The organism is Deinococcus sp. KSM4-11 (genome assembly GCF_004801415.1).
Classification (GTDB): domain Bacteria; phylum Deinococcota; class Deinococci; order Deinococcales; family Deinococcaceae; genus Deinococcus.
The window spans coordinates 1,233,378-1,256,237 of the sequence record NZ_SSNX01000001.1; the positions used below are offsets into that span (position 1 = coordinate 1,233,378).

The following is a 22,860-nucleotide window of genomic DNA, read 5'->3' on the forward strand; positions in this document are numbered from 1 at the left end:
CTTGCTCATTGTGGCCTCAAGATCGGCACGCTGCAAGCCTGGAGGCGCGGCTGGCGCGACGTCTGGCCTTCTACCTGGACGCCTGAGCCGAAGGGAGGGTGCTCCTGGTATTCCAGGCCAAGCCTTCCGGGCCAACCTGCCGGGCGGGAGGAGTGCCGCCATGGATCGAATCCGCAGCACTCTGGCATTGGAGCAATTTCATCCGTGATTCCATGCCTGGATGGCGGGGTGGCCGGGCCTAGCTCCTGTCTGGACAGGCAGGATTTTCGCGCTGTCAACGCATTCCGTGGCCCTGCCGCCCGGCAGGGGCGTAGTGTAAGCTCAGCGGGTATGAACGTCATCGGGAAAGTCACCGTGCTGCCCCAGCTGCCGCCGGTTCTGTCGCGGCTGTCCGAGCTGGCCTACAACCTCTACTGGTCCTGGACACCCCACGCCCAGGCGCTCTACCAGGAACTCGCCCCGCAGGCGTGGGAGCGCTTCCAGCACAATCCTGTGCGAACCCTGCTCGACGTTCCGCAGTCGCGACTGGACGAGATGGCCGCCGATCCTGCGTATGTCGCCCGCTACACGCAGGTCATGGCTGATTTCGACGCCTACATGACCAAACAGGACACCTGGGCCAGCCAGCACGCCCCGGCCATGAAGCCGGTGGCGTACTTTTCGATGGAGTACGCCTACCACGAGTCCCTGCCGATCTACTCCGGCGGTCTGGGTGTGCTGGCCGGCGACCACTGCAAGAGCGCGTCCGACCTGGGGATTCCCTTCACGGCCGTGGGCATGTTGTTCCACCAGGGCTACTTCACGCAGCTGTTCGACCGAGACGGCTGGCAGAACGAGACCTACGAAGAACTCGACCTGACGACCCTGCCCATCACCCCAGCCCTCACGGCCGCCGGCGAGGAAGCGCGGGTCGTGGTGCGCATCGGGAACCGCGATGTCCACTCGCGTATCTGGAACCTGAACGTGGGCCGCATCCGGGTGCTGCTGCTCGACACCAATGTTCCCGAGAACAGCGACGACGACCGCAAGCTGACCGCCCGCCTGTACGGTGGCAACCAGGAACTGAGGCTGCAGCAGTACGTGCTGCTCGGCGTGGCCGGCATCCGTGCGCTGCGCGTCCTGAACGTTCCAGGCGACGTGTACCACATGAACGAGGGGCACGCGGCCCTGCTGTCGCTGGAACGCATCCGCGAACAGGTCGAGTCCGGCCTTGACTTCCGCACGGCACTGGAAACCGTCGCCAGCAGCACGCTGTTCACCACGCACACCCCGGTCGCGGCCGGGAACGACGCCTTCGCTTACGACCTGGTCGACCGGTATTTGGGCCAATGGCCCTCGCTGCTCGCCACCACGCGCGAAGACCTGTACACCCTGGCCAAGCACGAGCAGGTGTGGGACAACCACCTGGTGCCGACCTTCTCCATGACCGTGTTCGCGCTGAACATGAGCCGCGCCGCGAACGGCGTGTCGGAACTGCACGGCGAGGTGTCGCGCAAGATGTGGAACTTCCTGTACGAGGGCGCGGAGCCGGAGGAAGTCCCGATCGGGCACGTCACGAACGGCGCGCACAACCTGACCTTCACGTCGCAGGCCATGCGCGACCTGCTCTCGACCGTGCTGCCCGCCAACTGGACGGAACGCCTGGAAGACGAGCAGATGTGGACAGCCGTGGAGGCGCTCACCGATCAGCAGCTCAGCGACGTGCAGCTGGTCATGAAGCGCGACATGATCACCTTCGTGCGTGCCCGTGCGCGCGAGCAGATGCTCCGCAACGGGGCCTCGGCCGCCGACGTGGCCGCCACCGACACCCTGATGAGCGAGAACGCCCTGACCATCGGCTTCGCGCGCCGCTTCGCCACGTACAAGCGCGCCACGCTGCTCCTCCGCGACCGCGCCCGCCTGAGCCGCATCGTGAACGACCCGGAACGCCCGGTGCAGTTCGTGTTCGCGGGCAAAGCCCACCCCGCCGACAACCCCGGCAAGGCCTTCATCCAGGAGATCTACAAGGTGTCGCAGGAACCCGAGTTCCGCGGCAAGATCGTGATCCTGGAGAATTACGACATGAACGTCGCCCGCCACCTCGTGCAGGGCGTGGACATCTGGCTGAACAACCCCCGTCGCCCGCTGGAGGCCTCCGGCACCAGCGGCATGAAGGCGTCCTTCAACGGCAGCCCCAATTTCAGCGTGCTGGACGGCTGGTGGCGCGAGGGCTACGACGGCACGAACGGCTGGCCGATCGGCGAGGAACGCGAGTACGCCGACCTGAACGTGCAGGACGACGCCGACGCCTTCAGCCTGTACCAGACGCTGGAACAGGACATCGTGCCGCGCTACTACGGCGGCAAGGCCGGCAAGGACTCCTGGGCGCACACGGTACGCCAGGCCATCCAGACGTGTTCACCGCGCTTCTCCATGCAGCGTCAGGTGATCGATTACGTGCAGAAGTACTACATGCCGCTGGCGGCCCGCGGGGCGAAGGTGGCCTCGGGCGGCGCCGCGCAGGCCCGCGAGATCGCCGCCTGGAAGACCTGGGTGCGCCAGCAGTGGCCGTACACCAGCATCAGCGCGCAGGCGACCCTCCCTGCAACCAGCCAGCCCGGCGAAAGCGTGCCGGTCACGGCGCAGGTGAACGCGGCCGGGATCAACCTCGACCAGTTGCGGGTCGAGGCCGTGCTCGACCGCAACGGTCATATCACGCGCGTGGCCCTCGCCAGCCAGGGCGACGGAACCTACAAGGCGAACGTGCCTCTGAAGGACAGCGGCCTGTACTCGGTCGGCGTGCGCATGATCCCCGAAGCCGAAGGCCTCAGCAACGACCTCGAAGCGGGCCTGATCAAGTGGGCCTGAGCCGGAACCCCTGAACTGCCCGAACTGACCACCGTTCACACTGCCCCCGCGCCGGTCTGGCGTCGGGGGCGTTCCTGTGCCCGGGGGACGCTCATGGCATTTCCCAGGGGCTGTACGAGCAGCGCAGAGTGGCCAATCGCTGGAAGGTGATGGACGAGGCGAAGGAGCTGAAGGGACGCATCCGCTCGACGTCAACCATCGGACGGGATGGCCGCCGTGGTGCTTTAATGCCCCGGTGCGTCTGAAGACCTTGCCCCCACTGCCCGCCGTGGCGCTGGCCATGCTGAGCATCCAGGGGGGCGCGGTTTTCGCGAAGATGCTCTTCCCGCAGGTCGGCCCCACCGGCGCGACCGCCCTGCGCGCCGGCCTGGGCTTCCTGCTGCTGCTGGCGCTGTTCCGGCCAAACCTGCGGGCCCTGAACCGCGCCGACTGGCTGGCCATCGTGCCCTACGGAGCGGTGCTGGGGATCATGAATCTGGTGTTCTACCAGGCGCTCGACCGGCTGCCGCTTGGGCTGGCCGTGACGCTGGAGTTCGTGGGGCCGCTGGGCGTGGCCCTGTTCCTGTCGCGGCGCGCCGTGGATTTCGTGTGGGTGGCCCTCGCGGCGCTCGGGATCGCGCTGATCGCTCCTCACAGCACCGCCACGGCCCATGGTGTCGATCCACTGGGCGTGGCGCTGGCCCTGCTGGCCGGGGCCTTCTGGGGCGCCTACATCCTGCTGGGGGGCGTGGTGGGCCGCCGCGTGCCCGGTGTGACCGGCGTGACGGCCGGACTGCTGGTCGCCTCGGTGATCAGCGTGCCCCTCGGGGTGGCGCATGCGGGCACGGCGCTGCTCTCGCTGCCGGTGCTGGCGGCCGGGCTGGGGGTCGCAGCCCTTTCGGCGGCGTTGCCGTTCAGCCTGGAGATGAGCGCCCTGCGCCGCCTGCCCGCCCGCACCTTCGGCATCATGATGAGCGTCGAACCGGCGTTCGGAGCGCTCAGCGGCCTGATCTTCCTGCACGAGCACCTGACGCTCACCCAGTGGCTGGCGATGCTGTGCGTGATCGTGGCGAGTGCCGGCGTGCAGCTGACCCAGCAACGGACGGACCTGCCCCTCGTGGCCTGAAGGGGCGTGCTCAGCCCAGACGGCGTGCAAAGGCCCGGTAGGCCCGGGGCGCGAGGCCCACGGCGGCGCGGAAGGCGCGGGTGAACGCGCTGTGGTCGAAGTACCCGCACTCGACCGCCACCTGCGCGACCGGCTGGTCCGTCTCGCGCAGGAGGGTGATGGCGGCGTCCACCCGCACACGCGTGAGGAGCTGCGTGGGCGTCAGGCCGTAGACCCTGCGCGTCTGACGTTCGAAGGCGCTCACGCTGAGGCCTGCCGTCCGGGCGAGATCGGCGACGCCCAGCGGTGACGCATACCCGGTATGCAGGCGGGCGATGGCGGCCGCCAGGGCGCTGGCATGCGCCGTGGGCAGCGTCAGATCGCGCGACAGGCCCACCAGTCCCACGGCCCTCCCCTGTTCATTCAGAGCCCGTTTGGTGGTCAGGCACCAGCCCGTCTGGCCGCCGGGGTACAGGTGGAGTTCCAGGTGCTCGGTCAGGTCATGTCCGGCCAGCACGCGCGCGTCCTGCCGGGTATACGTTGTGCCGAGTCCGCCGGGAAAGACGTCCTGGGCCAGGCGGCCCAGCAGATCTTCCTGACGGGTCAGGCGCAATCGGGTCAGCAGGGTGCGGTTGGCGTACAGGTAGCGGCCATGCACGTCCTTGACGAAGGCCACCGTATCCGGCAGGACATCCAGCAGGCCGGTCAAACCCGCGAGAGTTGAGGCTGGGAGGGCCAGAGCAGAGAGCGGAACCACGTCCTGAACTATGCCCGAATCGGCGCGAGACGTACGCAAGGAATACAAGACAGAACGCGGCCCGGAGCCTACCCTGAAGACATGACCGCCATCCGGTTCGTCGATTCGCACACGGCCGGGGAACCGACGCGCGTGATCCTCTCGGGCTTTCCAACGTTGCCGGGAGCGACGCTGGCCGACCAGCGAGCCGCCCTGGCCGGTGAGTACGCGCCGTGGGCCCGGCGGGTGAACAACGAACCGCGCGGGAACGACGTGCTGGTCAGCGCCCTGCTCGTGCCGCCCCACGATCCGGGCTGCGCGGCGGGCGTGATCTACTTCAACAACGTGGGCCCGCTGGGCATGTGCGGGCACGGCACGATCGGCGTGGTGGCCACCCTGGCGCACCTGGGCCAGATCGCGCCCGGCGAGCACCGCATCGAGACGCCGGTCGGGGTGGTCACGGCCACGCTGCACGCCGACGGCCGAGTGAGCGTGGCGAACGTCCCCGCCTTCCGGCACGCGAAGGACGTGGTCGTGGAGGTGCCGGGTATCGGGAGTGTCCGGGGCGACGTCGCGTGGGGCGGCAACTGGTTCTATCTGGTGGACATGCAGCAGCCGGGCCTGGGCGGGGCGGCCATTGGCCCGGAGCGCATCGAGACCCTCACGGAGCTGGCGTGGACGATCCGGGGCGCACTGGAGGCCCAGGGCGTGACGGGCCGGGACGGCGCCGTGATCGACCACATCGAGCTCATGGGGCACGGGGGAACGGCGCACCGCAACTTCGTGCTGTGTCCGGGCCGCGCCTACGACCGCAGTCCCTGCGGCACGGGCACCAGCGCGAAGCTCGCGTGCCTGGCCGCCGACGGCCTGCTCGCCCCCGGCGAGGTCTGGCGGCAGGAAAGCGTGATCGGGAGCGCGTTCGAGGGCACATACACACTGCGAGGCGGCGAGGTTCATCCGGTCATCACCGGGCAGGCGTTCATCACGGCCAGCGGGGAACTGATCGTGCAGGGCGGCGATCCCTTCGCATGGGGCATTCCAGGATGACGGAGACATCATGACGTCCGGTCTGCGCGCGGTCGTGGTCGGGGGCGGCATGGTCGGCGCGGCGTGCGCGGACGTCCTGGCCCGGCACGGGGCGGCGGTCACCGTGGTCGAGTCCGGCCCGGTGGGCGGCGGGGCGACGGCGGCGGGCATGGGCCATCTGGTCGTCATGGACGACAGTCCCGCGCAACTGGCCCTCACGGCGCGCAGCCTGGAACTGTGGGCTGCACTGGCCCCGACGCTGCCTGCCGCCGCCGACTACCGCGAGTGCGGCACGGTCTGGGTCGCCAGCGACGACGAGGAACTGGCCGCCGTGCAGCCCAAACAGGCCGCCTACCGGGCCTCGGGACGGACTGCAGAGGTGCTGGACGCCGACGAGCTGGCTGGCCTGGAACCGTCGCTGCGGCCCGGACTGGCCGGCGGCCTGCACGTGCCCGGCGACGCCGTGGTGTACGCCCCGGTGGCCGCCGCCTTCCTGCTGGAGCGCAGCGGCGCCACCCTGATCCATGCGGCCGTCGTGGGGCTGGAGGACGGGGCAGTCCGTCTGGGCGACGGTTCGCGCCTGTCGGCCGAGCTGATCGTGGTCGCGGGCGGCATCGGCTCGCTGGCGCTGCTGCCGCAACTGCCGCTGCGCCAGCGCAAGGGCCACCTGCTGATCACGGAACGCGGCGGGCTGGACGTGACCCACCAACTGGTCGAGCTGGGGTACCTGAAAAGCGCCCATGCCAGCGACGCCGACAGCGTGGCCTTCAACGTGCAACCCCGCCCCACCGGGCAACTGCTGATCGGCTCCAGCCGTCAGTTCGACCAGCCCGATCCAGACCTGGACTGGCGGCTGCTGCGGCGCATGCTGGAACGCGCCCAGGCGTACCTACCAGGGGTGGCGTCTCTGTCGGCCCTGCGCGTGTGGACAGGGCAACGCTGCGCGACGCCGGATCACCTGCCCCTGATCGGCTGGCATGGCGAGCGCGCCGGAGTCTACGTGGCGACCGGGCACGAGGGCTTGGGCATCACGACCGCGCTGGGCACGGCGGAACTGCTGGCCGCGCAGGTATTCGGCACCTCCAGCGCCCTGACTGCCTTCGACTTCGGTGTGGGCCGCTTTCATGGGGCCAGGTGGCCGGAGGCCGTGCATGCCTGAACTGTGGATCGAGGGGCGGGCCGTGAGAGTTCCCGACGGTTCGAGCGTACTGGCCGCCCTCCAGAACGCGGGGATCCGGACGCTGCGCCAGAGCCTGAGCGGCGAACCGCGCGGCGCCCTGTGCGGCATGGGCAGCTGTCTGGAATGCCGCGCCCTGGTGGATGGACGTGTCGTCCGCACCTGCCTGACGCCCGTGCGCGATGGCCAGCACATCACCCTGTTCGCCGAGGGCGTCCATGACCGTTGAGGCGCACACGGACATCGCCGTGGTCGGCGCCGGACCGGCCGGGTTGAGCGCGGCCCTGAATGCCGCGCGTTCCGGCCAGACGGTCACCCTGATCGACGCACAGCCCGGACGGGGCGGGCAGATCTGGCGCGGCGCGAAGGTCGACACGCCCCATCCGGCGGCGACGCTGCTGCATGCCCTGGACGCCTGCCCGAACGTGCGCTGGCCGGGACAGACGGAGATCGCGTGGGTGGAGGCCTCAGGCGACGACCGGACGCTGATCCTGCATGGGCCGGACGGACTGACCCGCCTGCACACGGGCCGCGTGATCCTGGCCACGGGCGCCGTGGAGCGCTTCCTGCCCTTTCCCGGCTGGACCCTTCCCGGCGTGACCGGCGCCGGGGCACTCCAAGCGATGGTGAAGGCCGGGCTGGACGTGCGGGGCGCGCGGGTCGTGGTGGCGGGCAGTGGGCCGCTGCTGCTGGCGGTCGCGGCGGGTCTGCGCCAGGCCGGAGCCCGAGTGCTGGGCATCGCCGAGCAGGCGCCGCTGGCGAGCGCAGCCCGCTTCGGGCTGGCAGCGGCGCGGCTGGGCGGCAAGGCGCGCGAGTCCGCCGGTCTGGCATGGGCGCTGCGCGGCGTGGGCTACTGGCCGGGCACGTATCCCGTTCTGGCCGAGGGAAACGGCACGCTGGAGCGCGTGACCCTGCGCCGCGCCGGCCGGAACACGACCCTGGACTGCGAGTGGCTGGCCGTGGGCTTCGGTCTGGTGCCCGAGACGCGCGTGGCGGCGCTGCTGGGCTGCGCCCTGACCGACTCCGGAGCGGTGCAGGTGGATGCCTGGGGCCAGACGAGCGTGCGCGGCGTCTACGCGGCGGGCGAGATCACGGGCGTGGGCGGCGTGGACAAGGCGCTGCACGAGGGCACCGTGGCTGGATGTGCGGCCAGCGGGCAGATCGAGCGCCTGCGCGACGCGGCAGCCACCTCGGCCCGGCACTCTGCCTTCCAGGCGGCGCTGGATCGCGCGTTCACCCTCCGCCCCGAACTACGGGAGCTGCCCGCTCCGCACACCGTCATCTGCCGTTGTGAGGACGTCACCCACGCGCAGCTCCGCACCCAGGCCGGATGGACCGATGCCAAGCTCCAGACGCGCTGCGGCATGGGCGCGTGCCAGGGCCGGGTGTGCGGGCCAGCCACGGAGGCGCTGTACGGTTGGCGCTTCAGCGGTGTCCGCCCACCTCTGACGCCCCTGCCGATATCCGACCTGCTCACCCCGCCGTAACGCCCTCGATCTGCCCACCCACTGCCCAGGAGGCCCCACCATGACCACGCCGACCACGTTCCAGGGAGTCTTTCCCGCCATCACCACGCCCTTTAATGCAGACGGCAGAGTCGATCACGGATTCCTGCACGAACACGCCCGCTGGATGATGACGGCCGGGAATGTCGGCATGATTCCGCTGGGCTCGCTGGGCGAGGGCAACACGCTGGACTTCCCGGAAAAGACCGCCATCCTGGAGACACTGGTGGACGCCCTCGGGGACGCTCCCGTGATCCCCGGCATTGCCAGCCTGTCCACGCACGGCGCGGTGCAGCTTGCGCAGGCCGCGCGCGACATCGGCTGCCGGGGCCTGATGGTGCTGCCGCCCTACGTGTACACCAGCGACTGGCGCGAGATGAAGGCCCACGTGGCGACCGTGCTGGCCGCGACCGAGCTGCCGGTGATCCTGTACAACAACCCCATCGCGTACCGCACGGACTTCCTGGCCCCACAGGTCGCGGAACTGGCGGCCGAACACGCGAACCTGCGCGGCGTGAAGGAATCCAGCGGCGACGCCCGACGGGTCACGGCCCTGCGCGCGGCCCTGCCGGACAGCGTGGATATCCTGGTCGGCCTGGACGACATGGCGCTTGAGGGCGTCGCGGCGGGTGCCACCGGGTGGGTGGCTGGCCTCGTGAACGCCTACCCGGCCGAGAGCGTGAAGCTGTTCGAGCTGGCCCGCGCCGGGGACTGGGCAGCGGCGCGCGACCTGTACACCTGGTTCCTGCCACTGCTGCGCCTGGACACGGTGAACAAGTTCGTGCAGCTCATCAAGTTCGTGCAGGAGGAGGTCGGGCATGGCAGCGCCCGCGTGCGCGCTCCGCGCCTGGAACTGACCGACGAGGAGCAGGCGATGGTGCGCGGACTGCTGCGGGCCGCGCAGGCATGACGGCCCGCGACTTCAGGGGCATCAACCCCGCGACGGGCGACGCGCTGGAGCCGCCCTACCCGGTGACGGACGCCGCCACCCTGGAGGCGACGGTGCAGTCCGCGGCGTCTGCCGCCGACGCGTATGCAAGGACGTCAGGTGCACGGCGGGCCGAGTTCCTGACCGCCGCCGCCGCCAACCTGGAAGCGCTGGGAGAGGACATCGTCGCGCGGGCCATGCTGGAAACGGCGCTGCCCGAGGCCCGGCTGCGCGGTGAACTGGCCCGGACATCGAACCAGTTGCGGCTGTTCGCCCACGTGGCCCAGGAAGGGTCGTGGGTGGAGGCCCGCCTGGATCGCCCGGACGCAGCCCGAATGCCCCCGAAGCCCGATCTGCGTTCCATGCGCGTGCCGCTCGGGCCGGTGGTCGTGTTCGGTGCGAGCAACTTCCCCCTGGCCTTCTCGGTGGCCGGTGGCGATACCACCTCCGCGCTGGCGGCAGGCTGCCCGGTAATCGTCAAGGCGCACCCGGCACATCCGGGGACGTCCGAACTGGCAGCGCGGGCGATCTCGGAGGCGGCACGCACCAGCGGTCTGCCTGAAGGCGTGTTCGGTATCGTCTACGACGATGGATACGGCGCCGGACTGACCCTGACGCGGCACCCGCTCGTCCAGGCCGTGGCCTTCACCGGCTCCCGCGCGGGGGGGCTGGCGCTTCTCCAGGCGGCGCAGGCCCGTCCCGTTCCCATTCCCGTGTATGCCGAGATGAGTTCCGTCAATCCGGTGGTGTTCACCGTCGCGGGCCTGGCACAGGGCGGAGACGCTCTGGCAACGGCGCTGGCGGCCAGTATCAGCGGTTCCGGTGGGCAGCTCTGCACGCAGCCGGGCCTGCTGTTCGTACCAGAAGGGGAAACAGGCGATGCGTTCTTGCAGGCGACTGCCACGCAGCTCGACCAGACGCCAGCCTGCACTCTCCTGACGCGCGGCATCAACACCGCTTTCAACCAGGGAACGGTACGCCTCCGGGTGCATCCCGGCGTGACCGCGATCACCGCCGTTCCATCCACCGACACGGGCGCACAGGCCCAGCTCTACAGCGTCCCCGCCCGCGACTTCACGCCCGACCTGGAGGCCGAGGTGTTCGGCCCGGTCAGCCTCGCGGTTCGCTATGACGACATTGGCGAGGTGGCGACCCTGGTACGCGGCCTGGAAGGGCAGCTGACGGCCACTCTGCACGCCGATCCGGAAGAACTCTCGCGGCTGGGCGACCTGCTGGCCGCCCTCCAGAACCGGGCCGGGCGGGTGCTGTTCGGCGGCTTTCCCACGGGCGTGGAGGTTGGGCACGCCGTGGTGCACGGCGGCCCCTTCCCCGCCACCAGCATCGGCTCGGGCACCAGCGTGGGCACGCACGCCATCACGCGCTTCACGCGCCTGTTGGCCTACCAGAACTTCCCGGACGCGGCCCTGCCGCCCGCCCTCCAGGCGGCCAACCCCCTGAACCTCCTGCGACGGGTCGATGGCGACTGGAGCCGGGAACCCGTGTAACGGCCGGCCCCGCGCGACTCAATGGGAGCCGCTGCCGGTCATGAGCAGGCCCAGTTGGGTCTCGGTGGCCTGGGCGGCCGGCACCTCACCCACGACCTTGCCCTCGTACATCACGAGAATCCGGTCGGCGAGGTTCATGACCTCGCCCAGATCGGCGCTGATGAGCAGCACGGCCAGCCCCTGGTCGCGCGCCTCGACGATCCGCGCGTGGATGAACTCGATCGCGCCGATGTCCACGCCGCGTGTGGGCTGACTGGCGACCAGGATCTTAGGGTGTTTGCTCATCTCGCGCGCCACGATGATCTTCTGCGCGTTCCCGCCGGAGTAGCGGCTGGCCTGAAGGCTGGCACTCCTGGGGCGGACGTCGTACTTCTCGCTCAGGTCACGGGCGTTCTGGGCGATCACGTCCAGATCCAGCAGGCCGAAGCGCCCGGCGTAGGGCGCGTTGTCGTGCTTGCCCAGGATGTAGTTCTCGGCGGTCGTCATGTCCATGACCAGACCGCGTTCGTTGCGATCCTCGGGCACGTGGGCGAGCCCGGCGGCCTCGACACCCAGGACGCCCTGCGCCGGCTTGCCCTGGTAGGTGATGGTGCCGCTGTAGGCCTGCAGGCCGGTGATGGCCTCGACCAGTTCGCTCTGCCCGTTGCCCTCGACGCCCGCGATCCCCACGATCTCGCCGGCGCGCACCTCGAAGCTCACGCCGTCCACGGCGTTGCGGTGCTCGCCCTTCACGACGACGTTCTCCAGCGCCAGGGCGACCTCGCCCGGCCGGGCGGGTTCCTTGTCGACTTTTAGGACGACCTCGCGGCCGACCATCATGCGGGCCAGGGTCTCGGTCGTTGCGCCCGGCGTGGGAATGGTGCCGATCATCTTGCCGTCGCGGATGACCGAGATGGTGTCGCTGATCTGCAGCACCTCGTGCAGCTTGTGGGAAATGAAGACGACGGCGTTGCCGCTCTTCGCATACTGGTTCACCAGGAAGTCGAACAGCTCGTCGGTCTCGCTGGGCGTCAGGACGGCGGTGGGTTCGTCGAGGATCAGGATGCGCGCCCCCCGGTAGAGGGTCTTGAGGATCTCGACCTTCTGCTGAAGCCCGACGGGCAGTTCGCCCACGATGGCGTCGGGATTCAGGGCGAAGTTGAACTGCTTGATGAGTTCCCCGACGCGTTTGCGGGCGGCGCCGTAGTTGATGGACGTACCCGCCGTGGGTTCCATACCCAGGATGACGTTCTCGGTCACGGTTAGCGTTTCGACCAGCATGAAGTGCTGGAATACCATGCCGATCCCGCGTTTGATGGCATCGGAGGGATCGTGCAGGTTCACGACCTCGCCGTCCACGACGATCTCACCGCTGGTGGGCGGCTGGATGCCGTACACGATTTTCATCAGGGTGCTCTTGCCCGCGCCGTTCTCGCCGCACAGGGCGTGCACGCTGCCCCACCGGACCTGCATGGAAATGTTGTCGTTCGCGAGGACCAGCGGGAAGCGTTTGGTGATGCCGCGCAGTTCCAGGGCGTACTCGGACTGATGCCGGACCTCGCGCAGCACGTCGGCAGTGGGGGCGCTCATGCGCGGATTGTACCGGGTGGGCGAATCCCCTAGGGCAGGGGCGCGGCAGCCGTCAGAATGGCCACATGGAGTCCTTCTGGCTGGTGGTCACGGCGCTCGGGCGCGACGAGGCGTTCATCGTGGTTCTCGCGCTGTACACCTGGCTGGTGCGTCCGACTGGCGGGCGTGATCTGGGCGTGGCCTTCGCGCTCAGTTATCTCGTGAATACGGCCCTGAAGTACGGCTTGAACGAGCCGCGACCCTTCGCCACGGATCCGGCCGTGGCGTCCGAGGCCGCGAAAGCTACGGCTGGCGGGCCGGGCCTGCCGAGCGGCCACGCGCAGATGTCCGCCACATTGTGGGGAGGCATCGCCGCGCAGGTGAACCGGAGCTGGATGTGGGCCGTGGCCGCCGTGCTGGTCGTCCTGGTCGCGGGATCGCGGCTCGCGCTGCATGTCCACTACCCGGTGGACGTGTTGGTTGGCCTGCTGCTGGGCGCCGTCTTTGCCGGGCTGGCGGCGCGCGTTCATTTCCCGCAGGTCGATGTCCTGCGCTGGGCGCCGCCGCTGGTGGCGCTGGTCGTGGCGGCCTTCCTGCCCTCCGGTGGGCCGCGCGAGTACGCGGTGGGCCTGGGTCTGTTCGCGGGCTTCTGGTTCTCAAGGCCCACCTTCCGCACACCGGACACCGTGGCTGGGCGGGTGATCGTGGGTCTGCTGGGCCTGCTCGTGGTGTTCGCCGTGTATTTCGGCCTGTCGGCCCTGCCGCACGGCCTGCGGGATCTGGGTCTGGTGCGCGCCCTGAGGTATGCCGTGCTGGTACTCGTGGCCGTCGAGGGTGTCCCAGTCCTGCTGCGCCGCTGGTTGCCGCGCGTCGACCCGGCGCCGTCCGCGACTGCGGAGGCTCCTGCACGTGTGTGACTGCACGTGAACTGTGGGGTCGACCGGACACGGACATGGAAGAGCTTCCATTAGCCACTGGAGTGTGAGGAAGAGTACTATTAAAGTCCGCTCCTTCCAGCTTTGCGCCTTCCACGGAGGTCGTCATGTTGCACCGCACCCGTCGCTTCCTTCCCGTCCTGCTCGCCCTCCCTGTGGGGGCCGGTCTCATCGGAGCGGTCGCCCAGACGGCGCCGCCCGGCGGAAATCCACTGGCCCTGACCTACACCACGCCCGACGCCACGCATGGACAGGTGCTCGCCGGGCAGCACGAGTGTGCCAGCTGTCACGGGGGCGGCCTGGTCACCTCCTATCCGGGCTTGCCGTCGCTGGCCGGACAGCAACCCAGCTACCTGCGCCTGCAACTGGCGGCGTTCCGCGCGAAACTCCGACCGAACGACACCATGCAGAAGGTCGCTGCTGAGCTTAAAGACCAGGACATCGCCGATCTGGCCGCCTACGCCGCGACCCTCAGTCCCGGCCCCGCGTGGAAAGCCGACGACGCCCTGCGGGCCAAGGGAGCGGCCCTCTTCAATGCGGGTGATGGCAAGCGGAATATCATCGCCTGCGTGGTCTGTCACGGAGCGAATGGCCGAGGAGACGACCGCCTGGGCGTAGCCAGCATCACCAATCTCGCGCCGGAGTACGCGAACCGTGTCCTGCACGAGTTCAAAGATTCGCCTGGCTTTCCGATTCCGTACCCGGACGCCATGCGGGTGATTCTGAAGGACTACACGCAGGCCGACCTCGATGCCGTGGTGGCCTACATCAGCTCCATGGCGCCGTAAATATAGGTTCACCGCACCCGCACCGCCTTCGTGGCGGGCTGGGTGCGGATCCAGGTTACGAATCGCCGCACTTCCTCGTGCTCCAGCAGGCGCTCCGGCGTGGCGTACTCGCGGTCGAGTTCCTCATTCGTGAAGGTGCGGTGCACGAAGCTGTGACACGCGCGGCACAGCATCACGGTGGGCAGGGTGTGTACCTTCAGGCCGCGCCGCCGTCCTCTCGATCTGGGCACCAGATGGTGCTCGGTGAGCAGGGGAACGGCCCGGCCACACAGCGCGCACGTGCTGGGCACAGCGGGTGGCGGTGGCCAGGACGTGGCGGTGGAGCGGCGGGCCATTGCTCCTGAGACTACGCAACCCGACCTAGAGTTTCGTCAGTTTCGGATACTTCAGGATGGCTTCATCCTCGCTGAGGAATTCGCCCTCCACGTCCGGACTCCACACGACCTCGGCACGGATCAGGTCGTCGGCGCTCACGGCACTGATGGTCTGCAAAGCGGCGCGGGCCTCGGCCATGGTGGTCACCCCGGCGGGCGGCAGCGTCCCCAGCGCGTGTGCCGCGACGGCGATCGTGACCGCCAGGTATTGGTCACCGACTTCCTTCTTGTACGAGTAGTCCTTGCGCTGCGTGAAGCCGCTCTGCGGATCACGGTTCTGGTAGTTGCTGGTCGTCTGATCCGTGAAGGCCGAGCGGGCCTCGGTGGCCCACGCCCCCACCTGGCTCTCGGCGGCGTTCGGGGCGCCCTGGGCGCGCTCCACGTTGCCGTACACCCAGCGCTCCGGGTGGCGCAGGGCGACCAGGGCGGCCTCCTGCAGCATGCGGGCGAGGCCCTCGTTGGTGTCGGGATCCCCGCTCTGCGCCACGCGTTGCAGGGCGCTCTTGACCTCGTCGCCCTCGGACAGCAGGAGTTGCACGCTCACGGCCTGGGCGGTGCCGCTCAGCGAGGACATCATGCCGCCGCCCAGGCTGCGGGCCCCGCCAGCCCCGAGGCTGCGGCGCATGGCCCCGACCACGACGAAGATTACGATGGCGAAGATGATCAGCGGCACGATCCCGAAGCCGCTCAGGCCGCCGCCGCCGTAGTACCCGCCGCCGTAACCGCCGTTGTTGATGATCACCGGCCCGTAGCCGCCCCCGCCGGAGTACCCGCCGCCACTGTAGCCCCCACCGCTGTACCCGCCACCCGAGGAACCGGACGAGGAGCCTCCCGAACTGCGGCCGCTGGAACTGCCCCCGAAACCGCCACCCGACTGCGCGCTGCCCGAGTGGCCCGGCAGCAGCGTCAGGAGCAGCAGCAGCGCGGCCAGCACGCCCAGCCAGCGCATGGCCATGAAGGATCGGCGGAGGGAACCTCCGGGATGAGGGGCAAAGGAGCGCATACCTGGAGTCTACGGCGCACGGACGGCGGGGGTTCCCGCAGCTACACTCCGGGCATGAATCCACCCTCCTGGGCTGCCGACGGCAGCGTGATCACCCTGGACGCCGCGCAGTGGCAGATCCTGCTGGACTCCCTGTACGAGCGCGACCACATGCTGGCCATCCGCCAGGCGGGCGAAAGGTATCACCGGGACGAGGAGGTGGACGCCTACACCCTGAGCGCGTATGCCGAGGCCTTTCAGAGCGGGGACGTCGAGGGTGATGTCTGGGGAACCCTGGAGGACATCGACGAGACCGCGACGACCGAGGAGGAGGCATGGGCGAAGATCACGGCCTTCTACCTCGACCGGGGCTGTGTGCTCGTGCGCGTGACGGGCTTGGACGAACCCGAGGAATGGATTCTGGCCGCAGAGTTCGCGGCCCGGCTCGGCCTGCCGGTGGGCAACGCGTAAACCCGGTGTAAACGCAGGCTCATCCTGCTCGAGAAGTGCCCGCGTAGGCTGATTCTCATGTCGAATCGTAACGGATCCCATTTTCCCCTGAAGCGTCTGCTGCTGCTGGGCGCCCTGATCGGCGCGGGCGCGTACTACTTCAGCCGCGAACAGAACCGCCGGGCGCTGGACGCCAAGCTGTCCGAACTGGGCCTCAAGGACGCCGCCCAGGATGTGGGCCAGAGCGTCACGAAGAGCTGGGAGAAGACCAAGGACGCGGCGGCCAGCGCTGGCGCTGTAATCGCCGACAAGGCGGGCGACGTCAAGGACGCCGCCGCCAGTGGGGCTGGGGCCGCTGTGGACAAGGCCAAGGAAGTTGCGGGTGACGTGAAAGACGCGGTGAGCAAGGCGGCGGACAGCGCCCGTGACGCCGTGGCTGGAACCGCCGACACGGTGAAGGACAAGGCGCAGGACGTGGCCGGTCAAGCCAAGGACGCGGCGGAAGGCGCCAAGGACAGTGCCAAGGACGTGGCCGGGAAGGCGGCGGACAGCACGAAGAACCTCGCCGCGAGCGCCCGCGACGCAGCCAAGGACGTGAAGTCCAACATGGAGCAGAGCGCCGCGAAGGCCAAGGATGACGTGCAGGGCGCCGCGCAGAGTGCTGGAGACAAGGCCAGTAAGGCCGTGAACGACGTGGCCGACGCGGCCGCCAAAGCGAAACGCGACGCCGAACGCCGCGCCTGAGTGTCTCGAGGCCACACAGGCACCCCTCGGCGGGTGCCTGTTGTCGTGGTGCGGTCATGTCCACCCTTCAGGGGGCAGACAGGCGCAGGATGGAAGGCCGCAACGCTAGATTGACGTCATGAAGCTGCGCGGTACCCTGGGCGGACTGAACCTGCTGCTGGAACCCGGCGACACCGCCCAGAGTGTCGGCGAGGCCCTGCGCGGCCGGGAGGAAGTGACGGGCGCGTCCGTGACGATCGAGATCGCCGGGGATGCCGATCCTGGCGCGCTGGAGGCCGCCCTGAGCGCCATCCGGGAGGCTGGCGGGATGCCGGGACGGGTGCGGGCGCCGAGGGTCACGGTGAATGCCCCCGCCAGCGCACCCTCCGAACCGCTGCCCAGCCCGCTGGACAGTGCCCGCACCGTGATCGTGCCGGGCAGCGTCCGGGCCGGGAACCGCCGCGAGTACAAGGGCAGCGTGATCGTGCTGGGCGACGTGAATCCTGGCGCAGAGATCATCGCCGGCGGGGACGTGATCGTGATCGGGGCGCTGCGCGGCATTGCCCACGCGGGTCAGGGCGGGTACGCGGACGCCATCGTGTGGGCGCGGCCCATCGCCAGCACCCAGATCCGCATCGGGGACGCCGTGGCCCGCGCGCCCGAGGGCAGCAGCCTGAGCAACATGCAGCGCCGCGACGCCACGCCCGTCGCGGAACTGGCCCGCTTGCAGGGCGGGCAGATCGTGATCGACGTCCAGAAGTAGCAGGGTCTTCCAGCGGTCGCCAAGCCGCCAATGGCATCACTGGGCGGCGCGAGTGTGACCATGGCCGGCGCAGGTTCTAGGCGGTGCGGTATACTGGCGCCTGGATTCCTCGGACGAGGGGTGGGGCTGACCCACCTTTTTTCGTGAAGGGGGTGGTTTCCGGGCCGCCAGCATGGGGCCGACACAATATGAATAACAACCAAGCCGACAACTCAACACTACAGGACATTGCCCGGGCGGCCGTGGAACCGCTCGGCTTTGAGGTGCTGGAAGTCCAGCAACAGATGGCCGGCGGCGAACGCATCGTGCTGGTGCGCATCGACCGGCTGGACGAACAGCCCGTGACCATGGCCGACCTGACCACCGCCAGCCGCGCGGCGGACGCCGAATTCGACCGCCTGGATCCGATTCCCGGCGAGTACCGGCTGGAGTTCGAGTCGCCCGGCTCGAAGCGCCCGCTGCTGCGCGCCCGGCATTTCGAGCGCATGCTGGGCCTCAAAGCCCGCGTGAGGGCCGACGGCCGCGCCTTCACGGCCCCGATCAAGGGAATTCACGGGGATCAGGTGACCTTCGACGTGAACGGGGAGGACGTCACCCTGGGAGCGGGCACCTTCCAGGCGAACCTGGCGGAATTCCCGGATCGGCACCGCTGAGCGCGGCCCCAGGCACCGTTCCCACACGCCGGCACAGTGGCCGGAAGGAAGAGTGAGATGACCCAACCAGAATTCAATTTTGCGGACGCCCTGCGCGAGGTGGCGCAGGCCCGCAACATCAACGAACTCCAGCTGATCGAGGCCTTCGAGCAGTCGCTGGCGCAGGCGTACACGCGCAACGTCGAGCCGGACCGCCGGATCGAAGTGCACCTGGATCCGCAGAGCGGCGAACTGGAAGTGCTGGTCGTGCGCGAGGTCGTGGAGAAGGTCGAGGACGAGAACTTGCAGATCTCGCTGGCCGACGCGCTGGAACTGGACTCCGGCGTGGAACTTGGCATGGAGATGGAGTTCCCGGTCGAGAAGGAGAAGTTCTCCCGCATCGCCCTGCAGGCCGCGAAGCAGACCCTGACGCAGAAGATGCGCGAGACCGAACGCAACGTGGTCTTCAACGAGTACAAGGACCGTGAGGGCCAGGTGCTCACCGCGCAAGTCGTCCGCAGCGACAACAAGGGCAACTGGTTCGTGGAACTCGGCGCGGGTGAGGCGATCCTGCCGCCCCGCGAGCAGATTCCCGGCGAGAAGCTCACGCCGGGCAACCGCGTGAAGATCTACCTCAAAGAAGTCCGCAAGACGCCCAAGGGGCCGACCATCCTGGCCAGCCGCGCCGACGAGCGCCTGCTGGACTACCTGCTGCGCCAGGAGATTCCCGAAGTCGCCAACGGCATCGTGGAGGTCAAGGCGATCGCGCGGGAAGCCGGGCAGCGCAGCAAGGTCGCGGTGTTCTCCCACAACAGCAACGTCGATCCGATCGGCGCGTGCATCGGGCACCGCGGCAACCGCATCCAGGCCGTGACCGGCGAACTGGGCCGCGAGCGCGTGGACGTGATCCTGTGGGACGGCAACACCCGCGACTTCATCCGCAACGCCCTGTCGCCCGCCAAGGTGGGGCTGATCGACGTGCACGTGGATCGCCGCGAGGCGACCGTGACGGTCACGCCGGATCAGCTGTCGCTGGCCATCGGGAAGGGCGGGCAGAACGTCCGCCTGGCCGCCAAGCTGACCGGCTTCAAGATCGACCTGCGCGAGACGGCCGCGATCAGCGACTTGGACAGCGCCATGCAGCAGGCGCTGCAGGACGAGCAGGGCAGCCGTGACGACGGTGACGCCGCCAAGTCCGCGTTCGACGCGCTGTTCAAGGACAGCAAGTCGGTCGCGACCGCCAGCCCGGACGACACGCAGGAGTAAGTGCGTGACCGGCCCGAATCCCTTCCCGGTGTCCCGGCATGTGCCGGAACGCACCTGCGTGGCGTGCCGCCGCAAACGGCCCCAGACAGAGTTCCGCCGCGTAAGCCGCGTGGACGGGGAGTGGACACTGGTGGCCGGACACCGCACGGGACGGGGCGCGTACGTGTGCGCGGACTCGCCCGCGTGCTGGCAGGACAAGCGGCTGCGCCGGGCGTTCGGCGCGCAGGCGCCCGACCTAAGCGCGCGGCTGAACTCCAGCGATTAATTTCAGGCCGCGCTGCCCCAGGGGGCGCGGAACTCACCGGAGGTGAGCATGTCGAAAATCCGAATCTATACTCTCGCCAAGGAAGTGGGCGTGGAGAACCACCGAATGCTCGAAATCCTCGACGGGCTCGGCGTGCAGTACAAGAGCGTCAGCTCGACCATCGAGGAAGACACCGTCGAACTCATCAAGCAGATCCTGGCGGAAGAAGGGAATGACGCCACCGGCGGTCAGGTGAGTGACCCGGCACCCGAGTCGGTCACCCAGGCGGCCGAGGCGACCACGTCCGAGCCGGTCTCCCCCACCCCGGCCCCGACGGCCGCTCCCACGCCGGAGCCTGCGCCCGGTCAGATGTCCAGCGAGGGTCGTCCCGTGAACCCAACCCCCACCCCGGCCCCCGTGGCCGCCCAGCCCGTCAGCCCGGCCGCGTCGGCCACCCAGGTCGAGGAACGTCCGGCCGCACCTGCCGAGCGTGAAGTGCCGCACCGTGCGCCGGTCGTGACCATCATGGGACACGTCGACCACGGCAAGACCAGCCTGCTGGACTACATCCGCAAGACCAAGGTCGCCGCGAAGGAAGCGGGCGGCATCACGCAGCACGTCGGGGCCTTCGAGGCGCAGACCAGCAAGGGCCGCATCGTGTTCATCGACACGCCCGGACACGAAGCGTTCACGACCATCCGGGCGCGCGGCGCGAACGTGGCCGACATCGCGATCATCGTGATCGCCGCCGACGACTCGCTGATGCCGCAGACGCGCGAGGCCATCGCCCACGCGCAGGCCGCGAAGGTGCCGATGATCATCGCGATCAACAAGATCGACCTCGCACAGGCCGATCCGGAACGCGTCAAGACGGATCTTACGCAGCTGAACCTGGTGCCGGAAGAGTACGGCGGCGACCTGGTCGTCGTGCCCGTCAGCGCCCGTTCGGGCGAGGGCGTCGAAGACCTGCTGGAGTACATCTCGCTGACCGCCGAACTCGAAGACCTGCGCGCCGATCCGCAGGGCGAGTTCGCGGGCGTGGTCATCGAGGGCAAGGTCGACAAGCAGGCGGGCGTCCTGGCGACCGTCATGGTGCAGGAAGGCACGCTGCACATCGGGGATTTCCTGGTGGTCGGCGAGCGCTACGGCAAGATCAAGGCCATGAGCGACAGCAACGGCGGCCGCATCAAGGAGGCTGGCCCGAGCACGCCCGTGCAGGTGCTGGGCTTCAGCGACGTGCCCGAAAGCGGCGAGAAGGTCGTCTCGGCCAAGAACGAGCACGCCGCCCGTGAGATCGTCGAGGCTCGCGCCAGAGACCGCCACGACACCGAAAACGCCCGCGTCCGCAACCGCCTGACCCTGGAAGAGATGATGGGGCCGATCGGTTCGGTGCGCACCGTGAACCTGATCGTGCGCGCCGACACACAGGGCAGCGTCGAGGCCCTGCAGGGCATCCTGGCCCGCAAGGAAAGCGACGACGTGAAGATCAACGTGATGTTCGCCGGGATCGGATCGCCCAGCGAGGCCGACGTGCTGCTCGCGAGCACCGCCGAGGCCACCATCCTGTGCTTCAGCGTGACTCCGGCGGGCGGCGTGAAGAAGATCGCGGACAGCAAGGGCGTGGAGATCAAGTCCTACCGCATCATCTACGAACTGATCGACGAGGTCGACCGCCTGATCAAGGGCACGGTGGATCCTGTCTTCGAGGAGAAGTACCTGGGCCGCGCGGAAGTCCGCATGATCATCAAGCACCCCCGCAGCGGGAATATCGCCGGCTCGTACGTCACGGACGGCAGCCTCAAGCGCAACGCGAAGGCCAAAGTCACGCGTGGCCGGCAGGTCGTGTACGAGGGCACCATTGTGGGCCTCAAGCGCTTCAAGGACGATGTCCGCGAGGTGCAGACCGGCTACGAGTGCGGGATCAACCTCGACTGGGACGACGTGATGGAAGGCGACATCATCGAGGCCAGCGAGATGGTCGAGGTCACGCAGGCCTGAGCTGTACCACACAAAGCTGTACCCACACGGAAGCGACCGGACTTGAACTGTCCGGTCGCTTTGCTGTGTGCGTGCTCAGTGGAGCCCTTGCTCAGGTGCCGCTGGTGCCCGTGCCGGTGCTGGACGGCGCGGTGGGGGTCGTCTGTCCGGCGGGGCCACCCTGGCCACCGGGGCCGTTGTCATCGGGGCCGCCGGGGCCGTGCCTGCCCGGGCCACCGGGGCCGCCCCGTCCGCCAGCGATGGCGAAGGGATTCTGCTGCAGGCCCTGCTTCATCATGGCGGCGCGATCACTGGGGAAGTCTCCGGCCTTCACGCCCTGGTCGATGGTGGCGCTGCCGGCGGCGATGGCCGCACTCTTGAGTTTGGTCACGGAAATGCCGAGCTGCGCGGCGAGTTTCTGGAGGAACACGTCGCCGTAGTTCGTGCCACTCGTCTGCCGCTGCGGCAGTTGACCCGGAAGGGCCGGCGTGGTATCGGACGGACTGGGCCGCTGACCGGGCTGCACCGGCTGCACGCGCTGCGCCTGCGCCGTCACGTCCGGCGTGGTGGTCGTGCTGGGCGCCGTGGTGGTGCCCTGCTGGGCGAGCACCAGACCGACCGTGAGGGGCAGGGTGGCGAAGGCGATCAGCGGCAGGCGGCTGGTCTTGCGGGCGGTGACGGTCTCGGGCTGGGGGGTGGGGGTCTTGTTCTCGTTCACAGGTCACTCTCCTTGGAGGTTCGGGTGGCGGGGGTTCCAGTCCCTGTCCACACCGCAAGGGTGCGCGGGGGTGGTTAGCGCTGAGCTAATGCACCTGAACGGCCGCTGAACGCCGGATCGTCCAGACGGATTCATGTCACCGCCGACCGTGGGGAACGGAGCTGGCGAGGCGTCCCATAGCGGGTTCAGGCGTCCTCACGCTGCCGCAACGCCGTGTATGTCGGCTCCGTCCAGACCGCGGCTGGATTCGTGATCCAGGGGATTCAGGATGGGTCTGCTATGCTGTGGCGCTTTGAGACGACCGGTGTTCATTCCGCAGATCTGGCAGGCGCGCGTGGCGGCCTGGCCGGGGCTGTTGACCCTGTTGTCGGTCATGGCGGTCGTGCTGGGAACACCCGCCCGCGTGCCGGAACAGACGCCACGCCTGAGTGCCGGGAATGTGACGCCGCTGCTCCCGGAACTGCGTCCGGCACCACAGCCGAGTCCAGGAGTACCGCTGCTCGCGCCCCCTGCACCACTGCCGCCGTGGGCACAGCGTCCAGTGCTGCTGGCCGAGAGGACGGCGTGGACGTGGGACGTTCCGGTGCGTCGGCCCGAGCTGACCGCACTCGGACGGCGACAGACCGACGGTGGGTGAGCGCGACACCTGACG

At 69.0% G+C, this 22,860-nt stretch carries 23 protein-coding genes; 18 read left to right on the forward strand and 5 right to left on the reverse strand.

The features are described 5' to 3' along the window. The first annotated feature begins 330 nt into the window (after positions 1-330). Positions 331-2,847: an alpha-glucan family phosphorylase gene (gene glgP / locus E7T09_RS06140; protein ID WP_136388195.1), complete on the forward strand. Its 2,517-nt coding sequence runs from the start codon at positions 331-333 to the stop codon at positions 2,845-2,847. A gap of 235 nt (positions 2,848-3,082) precedes the next feature. Continuing rightward, a complete protein-coding gene (locus E7T09_RS06145) occupies positions 3,083-3,952 on the forward strand; it encodes a DMT family transporter (RefSeq protein WP_370293733.1) in 870 nt (289 codons plus the stop codon). Positions 3,953-3,962: 10 nt separating this feature from the next. Here E7T09_RS06145 and E7T09_RS06150 read toward each other — a convergent pair whose 3' ends face one another. After that, positions 3,963-4,640 (reverse strand): AraC family transcriptional regulator, encoded by a 678-nt coding sequence (locus E7T09_RS06150; RefSeq protein WP_168734715.1) that lies wholly within the window; start codon positions 4,638-4,640, stop codon positions 3,963-3,965. A 129-nt stretch (positions 4,641-4,769) separates the two neighbouring features. Here E7T09_RS06150 and E7T09_RS06155 point away from each other — a divergent pair, with 129 nt between their 5' ends. Genes E7T09_RS06155 through E7T09_RS06180 form a run of 6 tightly spaced genes read left to right on the forward strand, consistent with a single transcriptional unit; the run spans position 4,770 to position 10,808 of the window. Further along, positions 4,770-5,714: a proline racemase family protein gene (locus tag E7T09_RS06155; protein ID WP_136388197.1), complete on the forward strand. Its 945-nt coding sequence runs from the start codon at positions 4,770-4,772 to the stop codon at positions 5,712-5,714. 10 nt (positions 5,715-5,724) lie between these two features. Further along, positions 5,725-6,852 (forward strand): FAD-binding oxidoreductase, encoded by a 1,128-nt coding sequence (locus tag E7T09_RS06160; RefSeq protein WP_136388198.1) that lies wholly within the window; start codon positions 5,725-5,727, stop codon positions 6,850-6,852. Continuing rightward, complete coding sequence (locus E7T09_RS06165) at positions 6,845-7,099, forward strand: (2Fe-2S)-binding protein (protein ID WP_136388199.1); 255 nt, start codon at positions 6,845-6,847, stop codon at positions 7,097-7,099. The genes E7T09_RS06160 and E7T09_RS06165 overlap by 8 nt, the downstream gene beginning before the upstream one ends. After that, positions 7,089-8,357 carry an FAD-dependent oxidoreductase gene (locus E7T09_RS06170; protein ID WP_136388200.1) on the forward strand — a complete coding sequence of 423 codons (1,269 nt, stop codon included), beginning with the start codon at positions 7,089-7,091 and terminating at the stop codon, positions 8,355-8,357. The genes E7T09_RS06165 and E7T09_RS06170 overlap by 11 nt, the downstream gene beginning before the upstream one ends. Before the next feature lie 40 nt (positions 8,358-8,397). Further along, complete coding sequence (locus tag E7T09_RS06175; protein WP_136388201.1) at positions 8,398-9,285, forward strand: dihydrodipicolinate synthase family protein; 888 nt, start codon at positions 8,398-8,400, stop codon at positions 9,283-9,285. Continuing rightward, positions 9,282-10,808: an aldehyde dehydrogenase (NADP(+)) gene (locus E7T09_RS06180; RefSeq protein ID WP_136388202.1), complete on the forward strand. Its 1,527-nt coding sequence runs from the start codon at positions 9,282-9,284 to the stop codon at positions 10,806-10,808. The genes E7T09_RS06175 and E7T09_RS06180 overlap by 4 nt, the downstream gene beginning before the upstream one ends. An 18-nt stretch (positions 10,809-10,826) precedes the next feature. Here E7T09_RS06180 and E7T09_RS06185 read toward each other — a convergent pair whose 3' ends face one another. Further along, positions 10,827-12,377 (reverse strand): ABC transporter ATP-binding protein, encoded by a 1,551-nt coding sequence (locus E7T09_RS06185; protein WP_136388203.1) that lies wholly within the window; start codon positions 12,375-12,377, stop codon positions 10,827-10,829. A gap of 65 nt (positions 12,378-12,442) precedes the next feature. Here E7T09_RS06185 and E7T09_RS06190 point away from each other — a divergent pair, with 65 nt between their 5' ends. Together E7T09_RS06190 and E7T09_RS06195 are read left to right on the forward strand one after the other, a co-directional pair. Beyond that, entirely contained in the window at positions 12,443-13,273 is an 831-nt protein-coding gene (locus E7T09_RS06190; RefSeq protein ID WP_136388204.1) for a phosphatase PAP2 family protein, read from the forward strand. A 125-nt stretch (positions 13,274-13,398) separates the two neighbouring features. Beyond that, on the forward strand, positions 13,399-14,079 hold the full coding sequence (locus E7T09_RS06195; RefSeq protein ID WP_136388205.1) for a cytochrome c4: 681 nt from the start codon (positions 13,399-13,401) through the stop codon (positions 14,077-14,079). Between the two features lie 8 nt (positions 14,080-14,087). Here E7T09_RS06195 and E7T09_RS06200 read toward each other — a convergent pair whose 3' ends face one another. Together E7T09_RS06200 and E7T09_RS06205 are read right to left on the reverse strand one after the other, a co-directional pair. Then, a complete protein-coding gene (locus tag E7T09_RS06200) occupies positions 14,088-14,414 on the reverse strand; it encodes an HNH endonuclease (protein WP_136388206.1) in 327 nt (108 codons plus the stop codon). Between the two features lie 25 nt (positions 14,415-14,439). Beyond that, a complete protein-coding gene (locus E7T09_RS06205) occupies positions 14,440-15,408 on the reverse strand; it encodes a DUF1517 domain-containing protein (protein WP_240741668.1) in 969 nt (322 codons plus the stop codon). 102 nt (positions 15,409-15,510) lie between these two features. On the opposite strand from E7T09_RS06205, the gene E7T09_RS06210 reads away from it, so the two are divergent. The 7 genes from E7T09_RS06210 (at position 15,511) to infB (ending at position 21,511) form a co-directional block, all read left to right on the forward strand. Continuing rightward, positions 15,511-15,906 carry a hypothetical protein gene (locus tag E7T09_RS06210; protein WP_136388208.1) on the forward strand — a complete coding sequence of 132 codons (396 nt, stop codon included), beginning with the start codon at positions 15,511-15,513 and terminating at the stop codon, positions 15,904-15,906. A gap of 57 nt (positions 15,907-15,963) precedes the next feature. Then, positions 15,964-16,629: a CsbD family protein gene (locus E7T09_RS06215; protein ID WP_136388209.1), complete on the forward strand. Its 666-nt coding sequence runs from the start codon at positions 15,964-15,966 to the stop codon at positions 16,627-16,629. Positions 16,630-16,747: 118 nt separating this feature from the next. Continuing rightward, entirely contained in the window at positions 16,748-17,371 is a 624-nt protein-coding gene (locus tag E7T09_RS06220; RefSeq protein ID WP_136388210.1) for a septum site-determining protein MinC, read from the forward strand. Between the two features lie 188 nt (positions 17,372-17,559). Next, entirely contained in the window at positions 17,560-18,024 is a 465-nt protein-coding gene (gene rimP, locus E7T09_RS06225) for a ribosome maturation factor RimP (RefSeq protein ID WP_136388211.1), read from the forward strand. Positions 18,025-18,081: 57 nt separating this feature from the next. After that, positions 18,082-19,269, forward strand: coding sequence for a transcription termination factor NusA (gene nusA, locus E7T09_RS06230; RefSeq protein WP_136388212.1), 1,188 nt, complete (start codon positions 18,082-18,084; stop codon positions 19,267-19,269). A 4-nt stretch (positions 19,270-19,273) separates the two neighbouring features. Next, positions 19,274-19,534 (forward strand): YlxR family protein, encoded by a 261-nt coding sequence (locus E7T09_RS06235; RefSeq protein WP_136388213.1) that lies wholly within the window; start codon positions 19,274-19,276, stop codon positions 19,532-19,534. A gap of 48 nt (positions 19,535-19,582) precedes the next feature. Further along, positions 19,583-21,511: a translation initiation factor IF-2 gene (gene infB, locus E7T09_RS06240; RefSeq protein WP_136388214.1), complete on the forward strand. Its 1,929-nt coding sequence runs from the start codon at positions 19,583-19,585 to the stop codon at positions 21,509-21,511. Positions 21,512-21,602: 91 nt separating this feature from the next. On the opposite strand, the gene E7T09_RS06245 is transcribed toward infB, so the two are convergent. Next, on the reverse strand, positions 21,603-22,208 hold the full coding sequence (locus E7T09_RS06245) for a hypothetical protein (RefSeq protein ID WP_136388215.1): 606 nt from the start codon (positions 22,206-22,208) through the stop codon (positions 21,603-21,605). 292 nt (positions 22,209-22,500) lie between these two features. Between E7T09_RS06245 and E7T09_RS06250 the strand changes: the two genes are divergently transcribed. Then, a complete protein-coding gene (locus E7T09_RS06250; protein WP_240741639.1) occupies positions 22,501-22,845 on the forward strand; it encodes a hypothetical protein in 345 nt (114 codons plus the stop codon). Positions 22,846-22,860: the final 15 nt, after the last annotated feature.